Origin of the sequence: Rhodococcus sp. AW25M09, from assembly GCF_000333955.1 — a bacterium.
Taxonomy (GTDB): domain Bacteria; phylum Actinomycetota; class Actinomycetes; order Mycobacteriales; family Mycobacteriaceae; genus Rhodococcoides.
Genome location: NZ_CAPS01000093.1, coordinates 1 through 20,431, shown reverse-complemented (window position 1 = coordinate 20,431; position 20,431 = coordinate 1). Strand labels below are relative to the sequence as shown.

Here is a 20,431-nt window from a genome sequence, read left to right as displayed (position 1 = left end):
AAGTCCTTCGTGGCCGACGGTCCGGGCAAAGCGACGTTCACCGGCAGGTGAAGCCCGCACACGACGCACAGGGTTGTTCTACAGCTACCGGATAGTAGGCTCGCCTGATGACTGCAAGCCCCCACGACGGTGTGAATCGATCGATCTCGAGTGTGACGTCCGATGACGACGTCCGGAACGTCGATCCGGTTCCGAACCCCCACGCCACAGCCGAGCAGGTCGAAGCCGCACGGTCGGACACCAAACTGGCGCAGGTGCTCTACCACGACTGGGAAGCCGAGACCTACGACGACAAGTGGTCGATCTCGTACGACGAACGCTGCATCGACTACGCCCGTGGTCGATTCGATCAGGCCGTGTCCGGCGACGCGTCGGCGCACTCTGCTCTGCCGTACGGCCGTGCACTGGAGTTGGGTTGCGGGACCGGTTTCTTCCTGCTCAATCTGATGCAGGCCGGAGTCGCCGAGAAGGGGTCGGTCACCGACCTCTCGCCAGGCATGGTGAAAGTCGCTCTGCGCAATGCCGAGCACCTCGGTCTCGACGTCGACGGCCGCGTGGCCGACGCAGAGACGATTCCGTACGAGGACAACACGTTCGACCTGGTGGTGGGGCACGCCGTGCTGCACCACATCCCGGACGTCGAACAGTCACTGCGTGAGGTGCTGCGCGTGCTCAAGCCTGGCGGCCGATTCGTCTTCGCAGGCGAACCGACCACCGTCGGCAACTTCTACGCTCGCTGGCTCGGGCGCATCACCTGGGAAGCGACCACTCGCGTCACCAAATTGCCGTTCCTGGCCGACTGGCGCAAGCCGCAGGAAGAGCTGGACGAGTCCTCGCGGGCCGCTGCGCTCGAGGCCGTCGTCGACCTGCACACGTTCGATCCCGCCGATCTCGAGAACATCGCGCTGTCTGCCGGCGCCGAGCACGTTCAGGCGAACACCGAAGAGTTCGCCGCGGCCCTGCTCGGCTGGCCGGTGCGGACGTTCGAGGCCGCAGTGCCCGCGGGCAAGCTCGGCTGGAACTGGGCCAAGTTCGCATTCGGTGGATGGAAGACTCTGAGCTGGGTCGACGAGAACGTGCTGACGCACGTTGTACCGCGCGGACTGTTCTACAACGTGATGATCACCGGCACCAAGCCTGCGCCCCGCGCTTGATCGGCTCGGACCGCGGCCGTCGTCACCCTCGAGTCCGGTAGTGGCCTACGAGTTCACCGGCACCGACCTCGACTTCTTGCGAAGTGAGGCCGGTGCCGGAGCTCTCGGCGCGGTCGAGGAGCTCGAGCTCAGTGCTCGAACGGCGGTGCGTGACATCACCTCGGTGCGGACTCGCTTTCCGGCCCACGCGGGTGCCCTGATCGAAACCGTCACGGTTCGCCGCAAGGCTCGTGCGAAATTGTTCGACTCCGATCACTGGCTGGTGACCGACGAAGCGGTCCAACAAGCCACCCCGACGATCGTGGCGCGCAGGCGAGCTGTTCGACTGTCCGGCCGGCGGGTGCACGACGTCACGTGCTCGATCGGTAGTGAACTGGCGGTGCTGGTCGGGTCGGCCGAGGTGGCATTGGGAAGTGATCTCGATCCGATCAGGCTTCGGATGGCCGCGCACAACGTCCCGGGTGCCACGGTGCTGCGCGCCGACGCACTGACCCCGACGACGCGGGGGACCGTCGTCGTGGCCGATCCCGGCCGCCGAGTCGGTGGACGGCGACGCCACGACCCTGCGTCGCTACAACCCCCGCTGCCTGATCTGATCGACGCCTATCGGGGCCGAGATCTCGTCGTCAAGTGCGCTCCCGGACTGGACTTCGACGCACTCGACTGGCCCGGTGAGATCGAGGTCGTCTCGCTCGACGGGGGTGTGCGGGAAGCGTGCCTCTGGTCGGAAGGGTTGAGCGAAAACGGCATCGGCCGTCGCGCCGCGGTTCTTCGATCCGACGGCAGCGCACTGGAAGTCACCGATGCCGAATCGGACGACATTCCGGTTCGGCCGCCGGGGGACTACATCGTCGATCCCGACGGTGCCGTGGTTCGGGCCGGTCTGGTTCGGCATTACGGTGCCAGATTCGGTCTGTGGCAGCTCGATCCGCGAATCGCTTACCTGACCGGAGACACCGTCCCGGCCGGGGTGCGCGGGTTCCGGATTCTGGAGCAGTCGAAGTTCTCGGAAAAAGTACTTCGGCAACAACTGAATCGGATGGATTGCGGTTCGGTGGAGATTCTCGTACGCGGGGTGGATGTGGACCCGGCGATCCTTCGGCCCAGGCTCAAGCTCCGCGGAACCGTCGCGCTCTCGGTCGTGATCACTCGCATCGAACGGTCGGCGGTGGCCTTCGTCTGTGTACCCGGTTCGATTGCTCAGCCGGTGTAGGTGAAGATCTCACCCAGGTAGCTCGCCGTGACGACCTGGCCGTCCGGTCCGATGGACGTTCCGACAGTGGAACCGACGACGTCGGGAAGGGGTTGCGAGTCCACCGTCTCCCCGGTGGCCGCATCGAAGGTCAGCAGGGCGAGGCCGTCGCCATCGCGAACGACGGTATGGCCGCGCCCGTCGGCGGATTGGGCTGCGGTGCCTGCCTGTTGGACGTCGTCGCGCATCCATATCCGCTCAGCGGAGTCACCGTTGTCACGCAATCCGATCAGGGTGCCGTCGCCGCCCGCGGGGATTATCGTTCCGTCCGAGGCGATCGACGGGGAGGACCCGAGGCCGATTCCGGTGCCCTCGGTCCACTTCTGTCGACCGTCGGCGGTGTCGAACGCGGTCAATCTGCCGTCGACGTCGGCCAGGTAGAGCGTGGAGCCGTCTGCGGACAGTACCGGAGACGACGCGACTCCCGCAGGCAGAAGATCCGAGGACCAGCGCTCGGTCAGTCCGGGAGACCCGTCGCGGGTGTATCGAAGTGAAACAAGTTGTGGTGCAATCGAACCTGGACGCCACAGCGTCAGGTATATCGTTTCTGTCGCGATGTCGACCGCAGGGGTTGCAGGAACCGGGCATTCGGAACCACCTGAGCTGCACGCGGCGAGTCCGGTGTCTGCCGGCCGAAAATCGGTGTTGGGATCGGTGAGGAAGTCTGGTGCGGGGACGAGATCGAGTATCGGGACGCGAAGCTGCCCGGTCTGCGAATCCAGGACGCTGACCTGACCCATCTGGGTGACCGAGAGCACGCTTCCGTCGCCGAGGAACTGGGCGGACTTGGGAACCCCGTATGCTGGTGTGCGCCAACGCAGTTGCCCGTGATCGTTGTACGAGCTCATGCCGCTGTCGTCGCCGATGTAGACGTTGATTGCCGAATCGACGGTCGGAGTTGCGGTCACGACCGACGGTCCGGCGCGATTGCACCAGCGCTTGCGTGCGGAATCGATCTCGAAGGAGAAGAGGTTGCAGCCGGATTCGGTGGCGGCGGTGACGAACATCTGACCGGTCGAACCGATGGAGACCGGCGAGGTCACGGTGCCGCCGGTGGGCCGAGTCCAGTCCAACGTCAGGGGAGCATCCACCGACACCGCAGTCGAGCCACTGTTGTGGGCGTTCGCGTGAACGGCGGGCCACGAATCGGGCGAGAGCGGTTCGATCGCGGTCGTGTCGGTACTGCAGCCGCTCAGGGTCGCCAGTACTGCCGCAGCTACGACCGCAGTGATCTTCTTGCCGGTGCTGTCGTTGGCACTGACGCCGCGCATCGATCGCTCCCCATGGGTTCTTCCGTGCCCGACGCGGTGCCGGGGCGTCCTGTTCGTCTCTGCCGACGAGCAACAGTCGACAGGCAACCCTAGCCCGCCGGTGGGCGCCGGCAGAGGGCGGGCGAACGAGAAACTAGGGTGAACGTCCATGACGAGTATGTGGAACGCGCCGCTGCGGACACGCTGGCGCGGGTCGAGACGACGCGACGCCTTGCAGGCACGGTTTCTCACGCGTGCGTCCCTCGATTGGGTGCTCGCGAACAAGGCGTACACGCCCTGGTATCTGGTGCGGTACTACCGACTGGCGAAGTTCAAGCTGAACAATCCGCACGTGATTCTCAGGGGCATGGTGTTTCTCGGCAAGAACGTCGAGATCCACTCCACCCCAGAGCTCTCGCGCCTCGAAATCGGCCGCTGGGTACACATCGGCGACGGCAATGCCATTCGCTGTCACGAGGGTTCGCTGCGCATCGGCGACAAGGTCGTGTTCGGCAAGGACAACGTCGTCAACACCTACCTCGATATCGAGATCGGCGCGTCGACTCTGGTGGCCGACTGGTGCTATATCTGCGATTTCGACCATCGTATGGACGATGTGAACATGCCGATCAAGGATCAGGGAATCGTGAAGGGGCCGGTGCGGATAGGGCCGGACACGTGGATTGCGGCCAAGGTGACCATCCTGCGCGAAACCCGCATCGGGCGCGGCTGCGTACTGGGTGCCCATGCTGTGGTCAAGGGCGAGATCCCCGACTACAGCATCGCCGTCGGTGCCCCCGCGAAGGTCGTCCGCAACCGTAAGGACGCCTGGGAAGCCGGTGCCGCCGACCGGGCGAAATACATTGCTGCGCTGGAGGATATCGCCCGCAAGAAGGCTCTCGGTCAGGCCGAGGCCGCGCGGGAGAGCTGACCGGTCCGGTCAGGCGCGGCCGGGCAGGGCGCGCTCGGTGATCCGCGGACGCGCGAGAGGATGCCGGACCTTGCGTTTGGCCCCGAGGTAGACCTGGACTGTCGATTCGGCAACGTGTCTCCAGTCGAAATCCACGGTGAGGCGTTGCCGGGCCGCCACGGCCCGTTCCTGCGCGGCGTCGGCGTTGTCGAGAACGTTCCGCACGGCCGCGGCCAGGCCGCCCACGTCGCATGGCGCGAAGGACAGGCCGGTCACTCCGTCGACGATCGCTTCACCGAGACCACCTGCCGTGGACGCGACCAACGGGGTGCCCGCTGCCGCGGCCTCGAGGGCGATGATGCCGAAGGGTTCGTACCGGCTGGGAAGGACGATGGCGTCGGCTCCGTGCAGCCAGCCGAGGAGTTCGGTGTGGTCCAAATTGCCCAGGAACGACACCGCGCGGGCCACCCGGTGGGTACGCGCCAACCCGGCCAACCAGGCGAACTGCGTTCCCTCCCCGGCTATGTGCAGGGTGGTGCCGGGGTGGCTCCGCCGGATGCGGGGCAGGGCGGCGATGGCGTCCTGGATCCCCTTCTCGTACTCGAGCCGGCCGACGTAGAGCAACTTCGCGGGTTCCGATCGAGGCTCTCGTCGCCGAAAGTTCCAGGCGGAGCCGTCGATTCCGTTGCGAATCACCGAGACCGTCGACTCGCAGACGTCAAACAGCGCGGTGACCTCGTCCTTCATCGAAGCCGAACACGTGATGACCGCATCGGAATCGTTGGCCAGCCACCATTCGATCGAGTGCACCTGGCGATTGATCGGACCGGAAATCCAACCACTGTGGCGTCCTGCCTCGGTGGCGTGGATGGTCGAGACCAGAGGTACGTCGAAGAACTCGGCGAGGGCAATGGCCGGGTGCGCGACCAGCCAGTCATGAGCGTGGACCACGTCGGGCTGCCAGCCGTCGCCCAGGCCGGGCTTGCCCAGCGCGACCCCTGCCCGCACCATGGCATGACCCATCGCCAGGGTCCAGGCGAGCATGTCCTCGCCGAAGACGAAATGGGCGGGGTCCTCCGCGACGGCGACGACGAGCACACCGTCCTCGATCTCGTGGGACGTCGGGTGAGTGGCGGCGTCGGTGCCGGTCGGGCGGCGCGACAGCACGACGACCTCGTGTCCGCAGCGGACCAACTCGGTCGCCAGATGGTGAACATGCCGACCGAGGCCCCCCACCACCACGGGTGGGTATTCCCACGACACCATCAGAATCTTCATGGACGACCCCCCGTACCTTCTCGCTTACTGCCTGTGCCCGCACCGCGTAGCCGGCGCGCATCCAGCGCCGGGAACAATCCGTCCGCGCGGTTCCACTGCGTCGCCAGTGCTGTGGCCCGTGCCGACGACCCACCTGTGGACGCAGCGGCTATTTCCCGCAGAGCGTGCGCGTGGACATGCGCCCGTTCCCGGGCGTAGCCGGCCGCGGAGTCCTTGCTGACCATGAACGCCCAGTCGCTGGCCACCGCCATCAGTGTCTCACGCAGTATCTGATCGTTGACCCGATTGCGTAGTTCGGGCCCACCGCTGCTGCGCTGCCCGTGCCGTGCCGCGTCGACTGCGTCCAGAGCGGTACGAGTCACCTCGGAGTTCAGCGCCACGAGGTCGGCGACGTCCTCGCCGGCCCATACACGCCAGTCCTTGCCCGATCCCCAGGACGAATCCTGCAGTTCGAGCGGAGCTCCGACGTAGCCCTGTTCGCGTGCGTCGGCGAGTGTTCCGACAGTGATACCGGCGGCGGGAAGGGCGCGCATGAGCTTGTCGATCCATTGGGGGCCTTCGTGCCACCAGTGTCCGAACAGCTCGGTGTCGAAGGCGGCCACCACCAGTGCGTCACGGCCGATCCGCTGGGATTCGGAGGTCAGTCGGCGGCGAACGACGTCGACGAAGTCGGCGACGTGGCCGTCGACCGTGGCGGACGCGCGCTCGGGATCGTAGGGAGCCTTGTCGTTCGAGGCGACGGAACGGCCGGTGACTCGGGAGGGTTTGAGACCGGTGGCGTGATCGTAGGTGTGGAAGTCCCGATAGGCAGCGTGGCCCGGATAGCCCGATTTCGGTGACCACACGCGATAGCTGACCGGAAGATCGCGGCCGAAGGCGACGACATCCGAATCCCACACCGGCCTGCCGAGGGAGGTGTCGCCGCGCATTGCGGGGCCGTCGACCATGAAGTGCGACACGCCGGCCGCCGCGTATTCGGATTCCATGCCGGGGGTGAAACCGCATTCCGGTGCCCAGATGCCCGAGGGGGCGGTGCCCCAACGTGCTCGCGCGTCCGACAGACCCTCGCGAAGCGAGAATTCACGCAATCGCGGATCGAGCAGCGGCGCGAACGGGTGTGCGAGTGGCCCGCCCAACAGCTCGACTGTGCCGGCATCGAGCAGCGGCCGAAGCGCCGCGGATCCGCCGTGTCGCCACCGAGTCTCGAACCGTTGGAGGGCAGCGGCCGAACCACGGTGTTCGCGGACGGACAGCTCGCGATCGGTGGCCTCGTGCGCGCGCAGTTGCCAGTTTCCGAGCCAGTGATGCATACCCGACAGGCAGTGCGGATCGTCGAGTTGGGCAGCCAGAACAGGCGTGACCCCCAGCGACAACACATCGGTGTAGCCGTCGTCGGCCAATCGCTCCAGAGTCTCGACGATCGGCAGATAGCAATCGGCCCAGGACTGGTACAGCCATTCCTCGCCGACCGGCCACCGTCCGTGATTGGCCAACCACGGAAGGTGCGAGTGCAGCACCAGAGTGAACATGCCCGGCACGGTGGTACCGGATGTCACCCGATCACCGCGCTCGAGCTCTTCCGAGCGATGGCAACGAGGTCGAGGCTGTCGTCGATGCGGTCGGTGGTGATGTCGAAGTCCTCGATCGTGATTGCCGCAACGTCCTCGGCGAGCTCGACCGGCCAGGGTTCACCGGCCAGCGCCCGTTCGATCTGGGCGTCGATGAACGAACCCCCGTGCTTGCTGTCGAGTGCGGCCAGCGTGGGTCCGTGCCGAACGCCGGTGAGTTCGTCGACCTCGAGCCGGGCGGCGACGAGAAGCTCGGTCAGTTCGCCGGCGTCGAGTTCGCGAGTGTGGAATGGGTTCAGCGGTGTGTCGCGGCCAGGCGAGAAGGTGATGCGGTTGGGAGTGCTGATCAACAGCATGCCGCCGGGGCGCAGAATCCGATGTACTTCGGAGAGGAACGCGCCCTGGTCCCAGAGGTGCTCGATCACCTGGAAGTTGACAACGACGTCCACGGACGAATCGACGAAGGGAAGTCGGTCGAGGTTGCCGCGCAGCATCGTCACCCGTGGGTACACCGTCCGCACGTGTGCAGCGGCCGACGCGTCGTAGTCGAGGCCGATGACCTGAGTGGCAACGTCGGCAATCATGTTGGCTCCGTAGCCTTCTCCCGATCCTGCCTCGAGCACGGTGCGGTCGCGACACCGCTCGACCAGGGCTCGATAGACCACCTCGTGTCGGCGGAACCAGTAGTTCTCCTCGGCGATGCCGGGCACTGTTCTCTCGCCGGTGAGGGGGAGTGGTTCCGGTGCCGGTGGCCGAGCCGATGAATCGTTCACCGACGGAAGGTTAGTGGAGGCGTGAGGGAGGTAAGCCAACGTGGTCTCCGTAACAGTCGGGGGCAGATGTATGGTCGGACGGACGAAGAAGTAAGTTACCCATGAGTAACTACGGTGAGGTAACCTCGTCACAGACCGTAGAACTGCACGAACCGTTAGAACACTCACGATCAGCAGAACATGACCAGGAGGTCGACGCAGACCCATGACGAACATCGTTGTTTTGATCAAGCAGGTTCCAGACACGTGGTCCGAGCGCAAGCTCACCGACGGTGACTACACCCTCGATCGCGAGGCTGCCGACGCCGTCCTCGACGAGATCAACGAGCGGGCCGTCGAAGAAGCACTGCTCATCAAGGAAGCTCAGGGCGGTGAGGTCAAGGTTCTGTCCGCAGGCCCCGATCGTGCCACCGATGCCATCCGCAAGGCCTTGTCGATGGGTGCAGACAGTGCTGTGCACCTCAACGACCCGACTCTGCACGGCTCCGACGCGATCCAGACCGGATACGCACTTGCCGCCGCACTGGGCAACGTCGCGTTCGAGAACGACGAGCCGGCCGACCTCATCATTGCCGGTAACGAGGCCACCGACGGACGCACCGGTGCCGTTCCCGCGATCATCGCCGAATACCTGCAGATTCCGGCCCTGACCCAGATGCGCAAGCTCGTTGTCGCAGACGGCAAGGTCACCGGCGAGCGGGAGACCGACGAAGGCATCTTCGGCCTCGAAGCCACGCTGCCCGCCATCGTCAGTGTCACCGAGAAGATCAACGAGCCGCGGTTCCCGTCGTTCAAGGGCATCATGGCCGCCAAGAAGAAGACGGTGCAGACGATCACGCTCGCCGACATCGGTGTCGAGGACGGCATCGTCGGCGTCGACAATGCGGGAACGACCGTCACGTCGTCCACCCCCAAGCCTCCCAAGACTGCCGGCGAGCGGCTCACCGACGAGGGCGACGGCGGCGACAAGATCGCCACCTACCTCGTAGGCCAGAAGATCATCTGATCCCGCCCCACCGAGCAAGCGAAGACAAACGAGGAGCAAGTCATGGCAGAAGTACTCGTGCTCGTGGAGCACGTCGAGGGAACACTGAAGAAGGTCAGCACCGAGCTGATCACCGCTGCGCGCGCACTGGGTGAGCCGTCCGCAGTCGTCACCGGACCGGTCGGCACCACCGACAAGGTCGCCGATGCACTCACCGAGGCCGGTGCCGAGAAGATCTACGCCGCCGAGTCCGACGACATCGACGGCTTTCTCGTCACCCCGAAGGTCGACGTTCTGTCGGCGCTCGCGGAATCGGCTTCGCCCGCGGCGATCATCACGGCAGCCACGATCGAAGGCAAGGAAGTAGCGGGTCGTCTCGCAGCACGGTTGGGCTCGGGCTACCACAACGACGTCGTCGCACTGAACGGTGACGGCAGTGCTGTCTACTCCATCTTCGGCGGCGCATTCACCGTCGAGGCGAAGGCAAACGGCGACGTTCCGGTCATCTCACTGCGCCCCGGTGCAGTCGAGGCCGAGCCGAAGGCCGGAGCAGGCACCCGCGAGACCGTCGAGGTCCCCGCGCAGGAAGACGGCACCGTCAAGATCACCTCGCGTGACCCGATCGTCGGTGGCGACCGTCCGGAACTCACCGAGGCATCGGTAGTGGTATCCGGCGGCCGCGGTGTCGGTAGCGCCGACAAGTTCACCGTCGTCGAGGACCTCGCCGACTCGCTCGGTGCCGCAGTCGGTGCCTCGCGCGCCGCAGTCGACTCCGGTTACTACCCGGGCCAGTTCCAGGTGGGTCAGACGGGCAAGACCGTCTCCCCGCAGCTGTACGTAGCGCTGGGAATCTCCGGAGCCATCCAGCACCGTGCCGGCATGCAGACCTCGAAGACGATCGTCGCGGTCAACAAGGACGAGGAAGCACCGATCTTCGAGATCGCCGATTACGGCATCGTCGGAGACCTCTTCAACGTCGCGCCGCAGCTGACCGACGCAGTCAAGAAGCACAAGGGATAGTCACGATCGCTCTTCCCTCACGGGCCCTCACCGCATCTGCGGTGGGGGCCCGTCTGCGCGTGGTCGGGCAACCTTGTTCACACAAACTCTTCCGACACGTTCCCTCGCCGATGCCCGATGGTCTTCCCCGCTCGTTAGACACACCTCATGACCACTTCCGTCATGAGCTCGACTGCATCGATCGTCCCGGCCACCGACCGCTACTCGCTCGTGTTGTCCACCGAACCGGAGCGCCGACTCGCGGCGCAGCGCCTGCGCTACGACGTGTTCGCTTCCGAACCAGGATTTGCCATTCCGACCGACACCGACGGCCTCGACGCCGATCGGTTCGACGAATTCTGCGATCACCTCCTGGTCCGTGACCAGTGGACCGACACGTTCGTCGGCTGCTACCGCATGTTGCCGCCACCGGCCGCCGTGGCCGCAGGCGGCTATTACACGGCCACCGAATTCGATATCGCCGCCCTCGATCCCGTCGGCATGAACATAGTCGAAATGGGAAGAGCTGCAGTTCATCCCGACCATCGTTCGGGATCCGTACTCGGTCTGATGTGGGCCGGGATTCTGCACTACCTCGACGTGACGGGCTACGCCTGGGTGATGGGTTGCGTGTCGGTTCCCATGCAATCGGCACCGGGTGAACCCATCGGGGCCAATGTCCGCAGTGTGCGAGACCGCTTGTTGGACAGGCATGCGACGCCTCTCGATCGGCGGGTTCGGCCCTATGCTCCGGTCGTCGTCGACGGGGTCGACCTCGTCGATATCGCTCCGGCGAAGCGAACGTCCATGCCGCCGTTGATGAACGGCTACCTCCGACTCGGGGCGTCCATCTGCGGTGAGCCCGCGCACGATCCCGAGTTCGGTGTCGCCGATTTCGTCGCGCTGCTCGGTCTGCACGAGGCCAACACTCGCTATCTCGACCGATTGCGTTCGGCCGCAACAACCTTCGAGTCCGGTGTCCGGTGACCGAACCGATCGTGCACACTCACGCGTGGATGCCGTCGTCGCCGTGCGGTGAAGGCTGTCTGCCGAAGAATCCGCCGACGGTAGGACGGATCGTCGTCGTGCTGCGTGTCGTCCTTGCTCTGACGGCGTTCGGTCTACTGCCGGTGTTGGTCGTGCTGGGGGTGCCCTTCCCTCGCGTCCGCCGCTCGCTGACCCGGATCGGCGCCCGCACTCTGCTGTTCGCCATCGGAATAGACCTGAGCGTGCTCGACGGCCGCTCGGAGCGCGAACGATCCCGTACTGCCGGCGGTGCGCTGCACGTATCGGGTCACATCTCCTGGACCGACGTCGTGGTGCTCACCGCAGTGCAGCCCTCGACTTTCGTCGCGCGCGCCGACCTGGTCGACTGGCCGGTACTCGGGCGCCTGGCGCAGGCGATGAAGGTGATCCCGATCGATCGAGCGCGACTGCACCGGCTACCCGGTGTCGTCGAGCAGGTAGCCGATCGAGTTCGCGCAGGTGGATCGGTCGTCGTCTTCCCCGAGGCCACCACCTGGTGCGGGCGCGCCTACGGCTCGTTGCGCCCGGCGCTGCTGCAGGCGGCGATCGATTCGGAAACCTGGGTGCAACCCATCCGGCTGCGCTACCTCGACCGAACCGGCGAGCCGACCGCGGCGACCTGCTTCGTCGGAGACGAAACCATCGGCGCGTCCATCGCCCGGATCTTCCGACTTCGGGGACTTCGGGCCGAGGTGGAGTTCACGGCTCCGGAGGCACCGGGTAGCGATCGACGCGACCTTGCTCGACGCTGTGAGGTCGCGATCCGACGCGACGACGGAGTGGAGCCTGCGGAACGACACCGGAAGGACGTCTACGACCCCACGCTGCACGAGGTCATGGCGGAGGTCGAACGCCGCCCGATGCCGCCGACGGTATCGGCGGCCTGATCGAGGGATGACCGACCCGACCGCGGACCCACCTCGCGCAGGTAGGTCCGCGGTCGCCGCAACGGGTATCGTCTAGCCTGTTATGCCTTCTGTGCGCAGTACGACTGCTTCCGTCCCCCCGCGGCCACCGGTCTACCTCGATCACGCAGCGACAACTCCGATGCTGCCGTGTGCGATCGAGGCGATGACCGCTGTGTTCGCCACCGTAGGGAACGCGTCGTCGTTGCACACGTCCGGCCGATCGGCCCGACGTCGGGTGGAGGAATCCCGCGAATCGATCGCGGCAGACCTCGGTGCGCGTCCGTCCGAGGTGATTTTCACCTCCGGCGGCACCGAAAGCGACAACCTCGCCGTCAAAGGCATTTTCACGGCGCGTCGAGACGGCGATGCCGCCCTGAACAGAATCATCGCCAGCTCTGTGGAGCATCACGCGGTACTCGACGCAATCGAATGGCTCGTCGCCCACGAAGGCGCGAGTGTCACCTGGCTCCCGGTCGATGCCGAGGGCCGGGTGACGCCGGACGTACTACGCGCCGAACTGGCCTTGCACGCAGACGAGACTGCCCTCGTCACCGTGATGTGGGCCAACAACGAGATCGGTACGGTCATGCCGATCGCCGAACTCGCTGCCGTCGCTGGCGAGTACGGAGTCCCGATGCACAGCGACGCGATTCAGGCCGTTGCGCACCTACCCGTGAGTTTCGCGGACAGCGGTCTGTCCGCGTTGAGCATCGCCGCGCACAAGTTCGGTGGTCCGCAGGGCGTGGGCGCACTGTTGCTCGGCCGTCAAGTTCCGTGTGTTCCGTTGTTCCACGGCGGCGGGCACGAGCGCGACGTGCGATCGGGCACGCCGGACACCGCAGGCGTCGTCGCGATGGCGGCGGCGCTACGGTTCACCAACCAGAACGCGTCCGGGCACCACGTCGAGCTGAGCGCACTGCGCGATCGGTTGATCGCCGGAATTCGGGACGCCGTTCCCGACGCCATCCTCAACGGCCCGGAGGGTGAGCACCGGTTGGCCGGCAACGTACACTTCACCTTTCCCGGCTGCGAGGGCGATTCGTTGCTGATGCTGCTCGACGCTGCGGGCATCGAGTGCTCGACGGGTTCCGCCTGCACGGCAGGTGTCGCCAGCGCCAGCCATGTACTGATCGCGCTCGGCGTCGATCCGCGCGTCGCCCGTGGCTCGCTGCGGTTCTCCCTGGGAGCCGGCTCGTCCGATGCGGACGTCACCACTGTGCTTGCGGCCCTGCCGCAGGTCGTCGAACGTGCTCGCGCCGCCGGACTGGCGAGCGTCGGAGCTCGAGGAGGAAATCGCTGATGCGTGTACTGGCAGCTATGAGCGGGGGAGTCGACTCGGCTGTGGCCGCGGCTCGTGCCGTGGACGAAGGCCATGACGTCGTGGGCGTGCATTTGGCTCTGTCCACCGCGCCCGGTGCGTTGCGCACGGGTTCGCGTGGCTGCTGCTCGAAGGAGGACGCCGGTGACGCCCGACGGGCCGCCGATGTGCTCGGAATACCCTTCTACGTCTGGGATTTCGCCGACCGCTTCAAAGAGGACGTCATCGACGACTTCGTCGCGTCCTATGCAGCGGGCGAGACTCCCAATCCCTGCTTGCGCTGCAACGAGAAGATCAAGTTCTCGGCCTTGGCGGACCGCGCCCTCGCATTGGGCTTCGATGCCGTGGCCACCGGCCACTACGCCCAGTTGCACGATGGTGTGCTGCGCCGGGCGGTGGACGCGGACAAGGACCAGTCCTACGTGTTGGCCGTGCTGAACCACGGGCAGCTCTCCCGTGCGATGTTCCCCATCGGCGATACCCCGAAGTCAGAGATTCGAGAGGAAGCTGCCGAGCGCGGGCTGGCGGTGGCAGACAAGCCGGACAGTCACGACATCTGTTTCATTCCCTCGGGCGACACCCGCGCTTTCCTCGGCGCACATATCGGCGTGCGTCCGGGCAAGGTCGTCGACTCCGATACCGGAGCCGAACTGGCCGACCACGACGGCGTGCACGGTTTCACCATCGGTCAACGCAAGGGACTCGGTGTCGAGGGCCCAGCGGCGGACGGCCGTCCGCGATACGTCACGTCGATCGAACCGGACAGCGGCACCGTCATGGTCGGTTCTGCCCAGAAGCTCGATGTCTGGGCAATCAGCGGAGACCGTGCGGTATGGACCGAGGGCACAGCTCCGGTCGGTCCCATCGAATGCATGGTTCAGGTGCGCGCGCACGGCGGATTGAGCGAGGCCGTCGCCGAGGCAGTGGGCGAGGGGATGGAGATCCAGCTGCGGGCTCCGCTCACCGGTGTCGCCAAGGGACAGGCGGCAGTGCTGTACCGCAAGGACATTCACGGAGACGTCGTCATCGGTAGCTCGACCATCTCGGGTACCCGATCCGAGCGCGAGTGACGTCGAGCGATTTCGCCGGGCTCGCGACCGGCATCGGTTCGTGGCCGGGCACCGATATCCGTGAGGCTGCCGCAGTCGTCGTCGGCGAGTTCACCGAGCTTCCACATATCGTCGAACTTCCGGCACGCGGCCTGGGTGCGGACATGATCGGGCGCACCGGAGCGATCATGGTCGACGTCCAACTCGACGTGCGCACCTCCGGCTATCGAGTCGTGCCGCGTCCGATGCTCGCCGGGCGCAGGGCAATCGATTTTCTCACCGAGGACCTCGACGTGCTCGAGGAACTGTGGGAGGTGTCGGGGCTTCGCGGCAGCGGTCGCACCATCAAAGTTCAGGCTGCCGGACCGTTCACGATGGCAGCGCAGGTCGAACTGCGGCACGGGCATCGGGCCCTGACCGATCGCGGGGCCCTGCGACATTTCGCCGAATCCCTCGGTGAGGGACTACGCCTGCACTGCGCGGAACTGACGCGTCGACTGGGTGCCGAGGTAGTGGTTCAGCTCGACGAACCCAGTCTCGCAGCTGTTCTGGCAGGCACCCTGACGGGAATCACCGGGCTCGATTCGGTCCGAGCAGTCCCGGAACCGGATGCACTCGATCTGCTCGACTCACTCGTCGAGACGATTGCGCTCCCAGTTGCCGTGCATTGCTGCGACAGTGACGTTCCTTTCGATCTGCTTCGTCGCTCGCGAGCGGTAGCGATTGCGGTGGATGCGACTGCGCTGCGCCGCGCCGATTTCGACGGAATCGGCGAGTTGTTGCAGGCAGGAAAGACCTTGATGCTCGGGCTGATCCCTGCGGAAGCTCCCGAGCGGCCACCCCATTGGCGGGAACTCGCCGAGCCCGGTGTGACCTTGATCGACCGCCTCGGTTTCGATCGTCGCGTGCTGGCGTCACAGATTTCGGTGACGCCCACCTGCGGCCTGGCCGGCAGCACACCGGAGTGGGCCCGTCGCGCAACGGGACTCGCCCGTGAGGTGGCCGCCGCATTTGCCGACGCGCCCGATTCGCTGACGGATTTCACCGGCGGCCCCGGTGAAGAAGCTCTGTCACCCCGTCGTCGAAACCCACGATTTCAGGGTCGTTCAGCCGTGTGACACTATTCACATGCCCGTCGGGGGTCTGCTGAATCGGTGGGAGTTCGCAAAATGGCATCAGGTGGTCGCGACTTCGATGAGGTCGCCTCCGTCCGACGTTCCGGCAGGCACCGTCGAGGTGTCATTGCCAAACTCGCCGCCGCCACGTCGGACTGGTATCGGGCCCCGCACGATTTCGACTGGATCATCAACCACAGATCGACCCGCCCGCTGACCGGGATGATTCGAGCCGTGTTCGGTACGGCCGTCCTCATGTATGCCCTCACATCGATTTTGATGCTGTTCAGTGACCTCGGTCCGACCGGCACCGTTGCGGTCGGGTGGGTCTTCTTCGTGCTCTTCACACAGGTGCTCTTCGCTGCCCGGTGTGTGCTCGGCCCAATTCCGGGTAAGAAATTCTTCGTCGGCTTCCTTGCGTTCGGCGACATAATGACGACCTCGGTGCTGGTGCTGTACGCGCCTGTCGCGTCCCTGATCGGAACGGTGCTGTTCGCGGTCACGGGAGCGTTCTGCACGTATTTCCTGAGCCCGCGACTGTTGGTGGCGCATCTGCTGTGGACGGGGACATTCATCCTCGGCTTCGGCATTCGGACATTTCTGTCGGTGATGGACGGCGAGGTGGACTACATAGACGGACCCGCCGTCGCGACGGCCACCGTTGTTCTGCTGCTGGCGACCGTCGGAGTACCCGTATTCGCTCAGGTGGCGTGGACGACGCTGTCCAACGACGCCAAACGCTCGGTGCTCGATCCGTTGACCGGTGTGTTCAATCGGCGAGGAATAGACAGCGAACTGCTGGACCTGTGGCAGCAAGCCCGTAAGCGAGGGATGTCGATGGCGTTCGTCGTGGTCGACATAGACAAGTTCAAAGCCGTCAACGACCGTTTCGGCCACAGCCGTGGGGACGACGTGATCGTCCGAGTATCCGACCGGTTGCGGCGCCTGGTTCGACACCAGGGTGGAGCGCTCGCCAGAACCGGTGGCGAAGAGTTTCTGGTGGCCTTGGTCGGTGACGCGCGTGGAATGGTCGACGTCGGTTTCGAGATGGTTCGGGTGCTGTGCGATCACCGTGATGACATTCCGGTCACCGTGAGCGTCGGGATGGCCTTGCTGCGCGAGGACTCCGCACTGTGGGACGTGGGGACCTCGGTGGTGGGAAGAGCAGCGCGCACGGCCGACACCGCGATGTATCGGTCGAAGCAATCCGGCGGAAACAGCCTCGTCGTCGACGAGATCTGACCTCTCGAAGCACCGACGCTCGGTGCGCCGACGTCGATGGTCGAGCGCTCTGCGATGATCGTGCGATGTATCGGCTGTCGGATGCCCAGCGACGTGGACTCCCCGCTGGAGTGCTGCTGTCGGTAATGGCCTCCGTGCTCGGCGGCATCTATTCCGATTCCTTCGTCACCGGTTTCGCTCTGACCGCGGGTATCTGCGCGGTGGCCCTGATCTGCGCGACCCTGTTGCTGGGGCTCATGGGCCGCTAGGAACATCGTGTCGGCCCATCGGTCGCTGTGGATGAGTCGCTGTCGGTGGGTTCCGTTAATCTTCGTGACGTGCCTGAGCAGACCGAAGTGCCCGCCGGAGCCGACGACACCGCAGGGGCCGTCGGTGTCGAACTCGACCCAGCGTCGTCGGCCGACCGTGAGCGATGGCAGTCCTTGGCCGAGGAAGTGCGCGGTCACCAGTTCCGCTACTACGTGCGCGATGCCCCGATCGTGTCCGACGGCGAATTCGACGCTCTGCTGCGCGAGCTCGCCGACCTGGAAGAGGCGCACCCCGACCTGCGCACGGCGGATTCGCCGACCCAACTCGTCGGAGGTGGCTTCGCGACGGAATTCACCGCCGTGGATCATCTGGAACGAATGCTCAGCTTGGACAACGTGTTCGATCACGACGAGCTTCGGGCGTGGGCGAAACGAGTCGAGACCGAAGCCGGACCGGATCTGGAGTATCTGTGCGAGGTCAAGATCGACGGCGTCGCGCTGAACCTGGTGTACGAGAACGGCACTCTGGTGCGCGGGGCCACCCGTGGCGACGGACGTACCGGTGAGGACGTGACCCTCAACGCCCGGACCATCGACGACATCCCGGACACCTTGACCGGCAGTGCGGAGTACCCCGTGCCGGAGCTGCTGGAAGTACGCGGGGAGGTCTTCTTCCGCCTCGAGGATTTTCAGGCACTCAACGCCGCACTCGTGGAGGAAGGCAAGCCCCCGTTCGCCAATCCGCGAAACTCCGCTGCAGGGTCGCTGCGACAGAAGAATCCCGCCGTCACGTCCAAGCGCCGTCTGGGCATGATCTGCCACGGGCTCGGACGCATGGTGGGATTCACCCCCGACTCGCAGTGGCATGCCTACGAGGCGCTTTCGGCCTGGGGTCTGCCGATCTCGACACACACCACTCGCGTGCAGGGCATCGATGCCGTCATCGAAAAGGTCGTGTACTGGGACCAGCACCGCCACGACGTCGAACACGAAATCGATGGTCTCGTGGTCAAGATCGACGACATGTCGTTGCATCGCCGATTGGGGACGACCTCTCGAGCGCCGCGGTGGGCCATTGCGTACAAGTACCCACCCGAGGAAGTCACCACGACTCTGCTCGACATCCGCGTCAGTGTGGGAAGGACGGGAAGAGTGACCCCGTTCGCGTACATGACGCCGGTTCTCGTGGCCGGTTCCACGGTGTCGTTGGCGACACTGCACAACGCCTCGGAGGTCAAGCGAAAGGGCGTGTTGATCGGCGACACGGTGACCATTCGCAAAGCGGGTGAGGTCATTCCGGAGGTTCTCGGCCCCGTCGTCGACGCCAGGACCGGTGCCGAAACCGAATTCGTCATGCCCACCGAGTGCCCGGAATGTTCGACCCCGCTGGCTCCGGCCAAAGAGGGTGACGCAGACCTGCGCTGCCCCAACTCGCAGTTCTGCCCGGCCCAGCGGCGCGAGCGCGTGTTCTTCGTAGCCGAGCGGCAGCGATTCGACATCGAAGGCCTCGGCTACGAGGCCGCAACCGACTTGTTGACCACCGCTGCCATCGAGGACGAGGGCGACCTGTTCTCGTTGACCGAGTCGGACCTGATGAAGACGGCCATCTTCCGCACCAAATCCGGGGCCCTGTCGGCTACCGGACGAAAGTTGCTCGACAATCTGGCTGTCGCGAAAAACCAGCCGCTGTGGCGCGTGCTGGTCAGCCTCTCCATCCGCCACGTAGGCCCGTCGGCGGCCCGCGCGCTGGCCGGTGAATTCGGCAGTCTCGAACGCATCGAGGCGGCCTCGGTCGAAGAACTGTCTGCGGTCGACGGGGTGGGCGGCACCATCGCCGCAGCCGTCTCGGAGTGGTTCGAGGTCGAGTGGCATCGAACCATCGTCGAGAAGTGGCGGGCCGCAGGCGTGCGCATGGAAGACGAGCGCGATGCGTCGATCGAGCGACATCTCGAGGGGCTCTCGATCGTGGTCACGGGCTCGTTGACGTCGTATTCACGCGACGAAGCCAAAGAAGCGATCCTGCTGCGGGGTGGAAAAGCTGCCGGTTCGGTGTCGAAGAAGACAGCGTTCGTCGTCGTCGGTGAATCTCCGGGCTCCAAGCACGACAAGGCCATCGAGCTCGGTGTGCCGGTACTGGACGAAGCGGGGTTCACTCGGCTGCTGTCCGAGGGACCCGAGGCGGTGGTACCAGCGGAACCGGCACCCGAATCTGCCGACTGACCGGGTCCGCGCTCGGGCGGCGAGCCGTCGGTTCGGAGAGCAGCAGGGTCAGGTCAGGACGGTGGCGACGATGCCGGCGAGATAGCCGAGACGGGCCACCTCCGACGGCCTGAACTCCGGGCCACCGGGGCGTCCCAACATCAGTACGGTGCCGGTGGTGCCGAGGGGAGCCACAGCAATCTGGGTGTCCATGTCGCGCCACACCTGTGGAACCCACTCGGCATCGCCGTCCAGGGCGGCTGGGGCCTTCAGTGGGAACCACGGCAGCTCGGCGGCACGGGTCTCGGGCGCTCCCGGGCTGCCCACCAGCCGGAACGGGCCGTGTGCGTTGGTGGCAATCACTGTGCTCCACCCCACACGTAGGACGCGAGGAGCGCCGTCGACGAGCACCTGCAACCGGTCGTCGGATGCTGCAGCGACGCGATCTATCAGTTCCAATTCGCGGTGGGTGTCGAGGACGCCGGTGTACGGCCGAATGGAATCGACCCGAACGTCGGTGAGGTTCTCGGCTGCCGTGATCAACGTATCGGGCAGCGAACCCGGTGCTACGTCGACGACCAGATCGTCGACCGCGTACCCCTCACCACGTTCGATGACGTCGAGGGAGAGGATGTCTGCTCCCACCGAACCGAGCGCGACGGCCAGGGCCCCGAGGCTGCCCGGCCGATCGGGCAGTTGAACGCGGAGCAGGTAGGACATGTCACGCTCCCTTTCGGATCTTGGCGTACTTCGGCCACACCGGCATGACCGGTGGTGACCTACGGTCGGAAAGGGAACACTGTGCACCCTGGCGCGAGCAATCCTTGCATCTTCGACCTGTACGGATCGACGCGCAACGCGAGCAGTGACAATTCTGACATCGAAACACCCGATGGGCGTGCGTGAAGGCTGCCGAACGTTTCGCACTAGGCTGGACCGCGTTTGCGGACCCGATCGGTTCGCTCTGTACAAACACGGGGTCGCTTCGGTCGGCTCCACTCCTATTGTGTGAAAGGGGTCTACGCGGTGCCTGACATCTCCCGCGACGAGGTCGCTCACCTCGCCCGGCTGTCGCGCTTGGCTCTCAGCGACGCCGAACTCGACGAGTTCGCCGGCCAGTTGGATTCGATTCTTCACCACGTCAAAGCAGTGGCGGA

General features: G+C 65.4%; 19 protein-coding genes. 14 read left to right on the top strand and 5 right to left on the bottom strand.

Going from position 1 to position 20,431, the window contains the following annotated elements; translation table 11 throughout:
- Nucleotides 1–107: 107 nt before the first annotated feature.
- On the top strand, nucleotides 108–1,154 hold the full coding sequence (locus RHODMAR_RS18645) for a class I SAM-dependent methyltransferase (protein ID WP_008717514.1): 1,047 nt from the start codon (nucleotides 108–110) through the stop codon (nucleotides 1,152–1,154).
- Nucleotides 1,155–1,194: 40 nt separating this feature from the next.
- Complete coding sequence (locus RHODMAR_RS18640) at nucleotides 1,195–2,367, top strand: THUMP-like domain-containing protein (RefSeq protein WP_008717512.1); 1,173 nt, start codon at nucleotides 1,195–1,197, stop codon at nucleotides 2,365–2,367.
- Here the strand turns inward: RHODMAR_RS18640 and RHODMAR_RS18635 are convergent.
- Nucleotides 2,355–3,677 (bottom strand): outer membrane protein assembly factor BamB family protein, encoded by a 1,323-nt coding sequence (locus RHODMAR_RS18635; protein ID WP_008717510.1) that lies wholly within the window; start codon nucleotides 3,675–3,677, stop codon nucleotides 2,355–2,357. The two genes, RHODMAR_RS18640 and RHODMAR_RS18635, sit on opposite strands and share 13 nt — an antisense overlap.
- 148 nt (nucleotides 3,678–3,825) lie before the next feature.
- Between RHODMAR_RS18635 and RHODMAR_RS18630 the strand changes: the two genes are divergently transcribed.
- A complete protein-coding gene (locus RHODMAR_RS18630) occupies nucleotides 3,826–4,587 on the top strand; it encodes an acyltransferase (RefSeq protein WP_008717507.1) in 762 nt (253 codons plus the stop codon).
- A gap of 9 nt (nucleotides 4,588–4,596) precedes the next feature.
- Here RHODMAR_RS18630 and RHODMAR_RS18625 read toward each other — a convergent pair whose 3' ends face one another.
- The 3 genes from RHODMAR_RS18625 to RHODMAR_RS18615 are packed head-to-tail and all read right to left on the bottom strand — an operon-like array spanning nucleotide 4,597 to nucleotide 8,185.
- Nucleotides 4,597–5,844 carry a glycosyltransferase family 4 protein gene (locus RHODMAR_RS18625; RefSeq protein WP_008717505.1) on the bottom strand — a complete coding sequence of 416 codons (1,248 nt, stop codon included), beginning with the start codon at nucleotides 5,842–5,844 and terminating at the stop codon, nucleotides 4,597–4,599.
- Nucleotides 5,841–7,373, bottom strand: a complete 1,533-nt coding sequence (locus RHODMAR_RS18620; protein WP_042939840.1) for a 1,4-alpha-glucan branching protein domain-containing protein — start codon at nucleotides 7,371–7,373, stop codon at nucleotides 5,841–5,843. The genes RHODMAR_RS18625 and RHODMAR_RS18620 overlap by 4 nt, the downstream gene beginning before the upstream one ends.
- A gap of 23 nt (nucleotides 7,374–7,396) precedes the next feature.
- A complete protein-coding gene (locus RHODMAR_RS18615; protein WP_232433707.1) occupies nucleotides 7,397–8,185 on the bottom strand; it encodes a class I SAM-dependent methyltransferase in 789 nt (262 codons plus the stop codon).
- A 205-nt stretch (nucleotides 8,186–8,390) separates the two neighbouring features.
- Between RHODMAR_RS18615 and RHODMAR_RS18610 the strand changes: the two genes are divergently transcribed.
- The 10 genes from RHODMAR_RS18610 (at nucleotide 8,391) to ligA (ending at nucleotide 19,295) form a co-directional block, all read left to right on the top strand.
- A complete protein-coding gene (locus tag RHODMAR_RS18610) occupies nucleotides 8,391–9,191 on the top strand; it encodes an electron transfer flavoprotein subunit beta/FixA family protein (protein WP_008717499.1) in 801 nt (266 codons plus the stop codon).
- Between the two features lie 42 nt (nucleotides 9,192–9,233).
- Nucleotides 9,234–10,190 carry an electron transfer flavoprotein subunit alpha/FixB family protein gene (locus RHODMAR_RS18605; protein ID WP_008717497.1) on the top strand — a complete coding sequence of 319 codons (957 nt, stop codon included), beginning with the start codon at nucleotides 9,234–9,236 and terminating at the stop codon, nucleotides 10,188–10,190.
- A 147-nt stretch (nucleotides 10,191–10,337) separates the two neighbouring features.
- Nucleotides 10,338–11,156 (top strand): GNAT family N-acetyltransferase, encoded by an 819-nt coding sequence (locus tag RHODMAR_RS18600; RefSeq protein ID WP_008717495.1) that lies wholly within the window; start codon nucleotides 10,338–10,340, stop codon nucleotides 11,154–11,156.
- Nucleotides 11,153–12,082, top strand: a complete 930-nt coding sequence (locus tag RHODMAR_RS18595; protein WP_232433706.1) for a lysophospholipid acyltransferase family protein — start codon at nucleotides 11,153–11,155, stop codon at nucleotides 12,080–12,082. Before RHODMAR_RS18600 ends, RHODMAR_RS18595 begins: the two co-directional genes overlap by 4 nt.
- 82 nt (nucleotides 12,083–12,164) lie before the next feature.
- Entirely contained in the window at nucleotides 12,165–13,403 is a 1,239-nt protein-coding gene (locus RHODMAR_RS18590; RefSeq protein ID WP_051048178.1) for a cysteine desulfurase family protein, read from the top strand.
- Nucleotides 13,403–14,491, top strand: a complete 1,089-nt coding sequence (gene mnmA / locus RHODMAR_RS18585; protein WP_008717488.1) for a tRNA 2-thiouridine(34) synthase MnmA — start codon at nucleotides 13,403–13,405, stop codon at nucleotides 14,489–14,491. Before RHODMAR_RS18590 ends, mnmA begins: the two co-directional genes overlap by 1 nt.
- The gene (locus RHODMAR_RS18580; RefSeq protein WP_008717486.1) at nucleotides 14,488–15,588 is read left to right on the top strand and encodes a methionine synthase; all 1,101 of its coding nucleotides are present in this window, start codon (nucleotides 14,488–14,490) and stop codon (nucleotides 15,586–15,588) included. Before mnmA ends, RHODMAR_RS18580 begins: the two co-directional genes overlap by 4 nt.
- Nucleotides 15,589–15,639: 51 nt before the next feature.
- Nucleotides 15,640–16,827, top strand: a complete 1,188-nt coding sequence (locus RHODMAR_RS18575) for a GGDEF domain-containing protein (RefSeq protein ID WP_008717483.1) — start codon at nucleotides 15,640–15,642, stop codon at nucleotides 16,825–16,827.
- Between the two features lie 65 nt (nucleotides 16,828–16,892).
- The gene (locus RHODMAR_RS18570; RefSeq protein ID WP_042939836.1) at nucleotides 16,893–17,075 is read left to right on the top strand and encodes a hypothetical protein; all 183 of its coding nucleotides are present in this window, start codon (nucleotides 16,893–16,895) and stop codon (nucleotides 17,073–17,075) included.
- Between the two features lie 69 nt (nucleotides 17,076–17,144).
- Nucleotides 17,145–19,295, top strand: coding sequence for an NAD-dependent DNA ligase LigA (gene ligA / locus RHODMAR_RS18565; RefSeq protein WP_442970070.1), 2,151 nt, complete (start codon nucleotides 17,145–17,147; stop codon nucleotides 19,293–19,295).
- 48 nt (nucleotides 19,296–19,343) lie between these two features.
- Here ligA and RHODMAR_RS18560 read toward each other — a convergent pair whose 3' ends face one another.
- On the bottom strand, nucleotides 19,344–19,994 hold the full coding sequence (locus RHODMAR_RS18560) for an amino acid-binding protein (protein ID WP_042939835.1): 651 nt from the start codon (nucleotides 19,992–19,994) through the stop codon (nucleotides 19,344–19,346).
- 306 nt (nucleotides 19,995–20,300) lie between these two features.
- Here RHODMAR_RS18560 and RHODMAR_RS18555 point away from each other — a divergent pair.
- Nucleotides 20,301–20,431, top strand: a 131-nt coding sequence (locus tag RHODMAR_RS18555; protein WP_008717478.1) for an Asp-tRNA(Asn)/Glu-tRNA(Gln) amidotransferase subunit GatC, incomplete at its 3' end; no start/stop codon positions are given.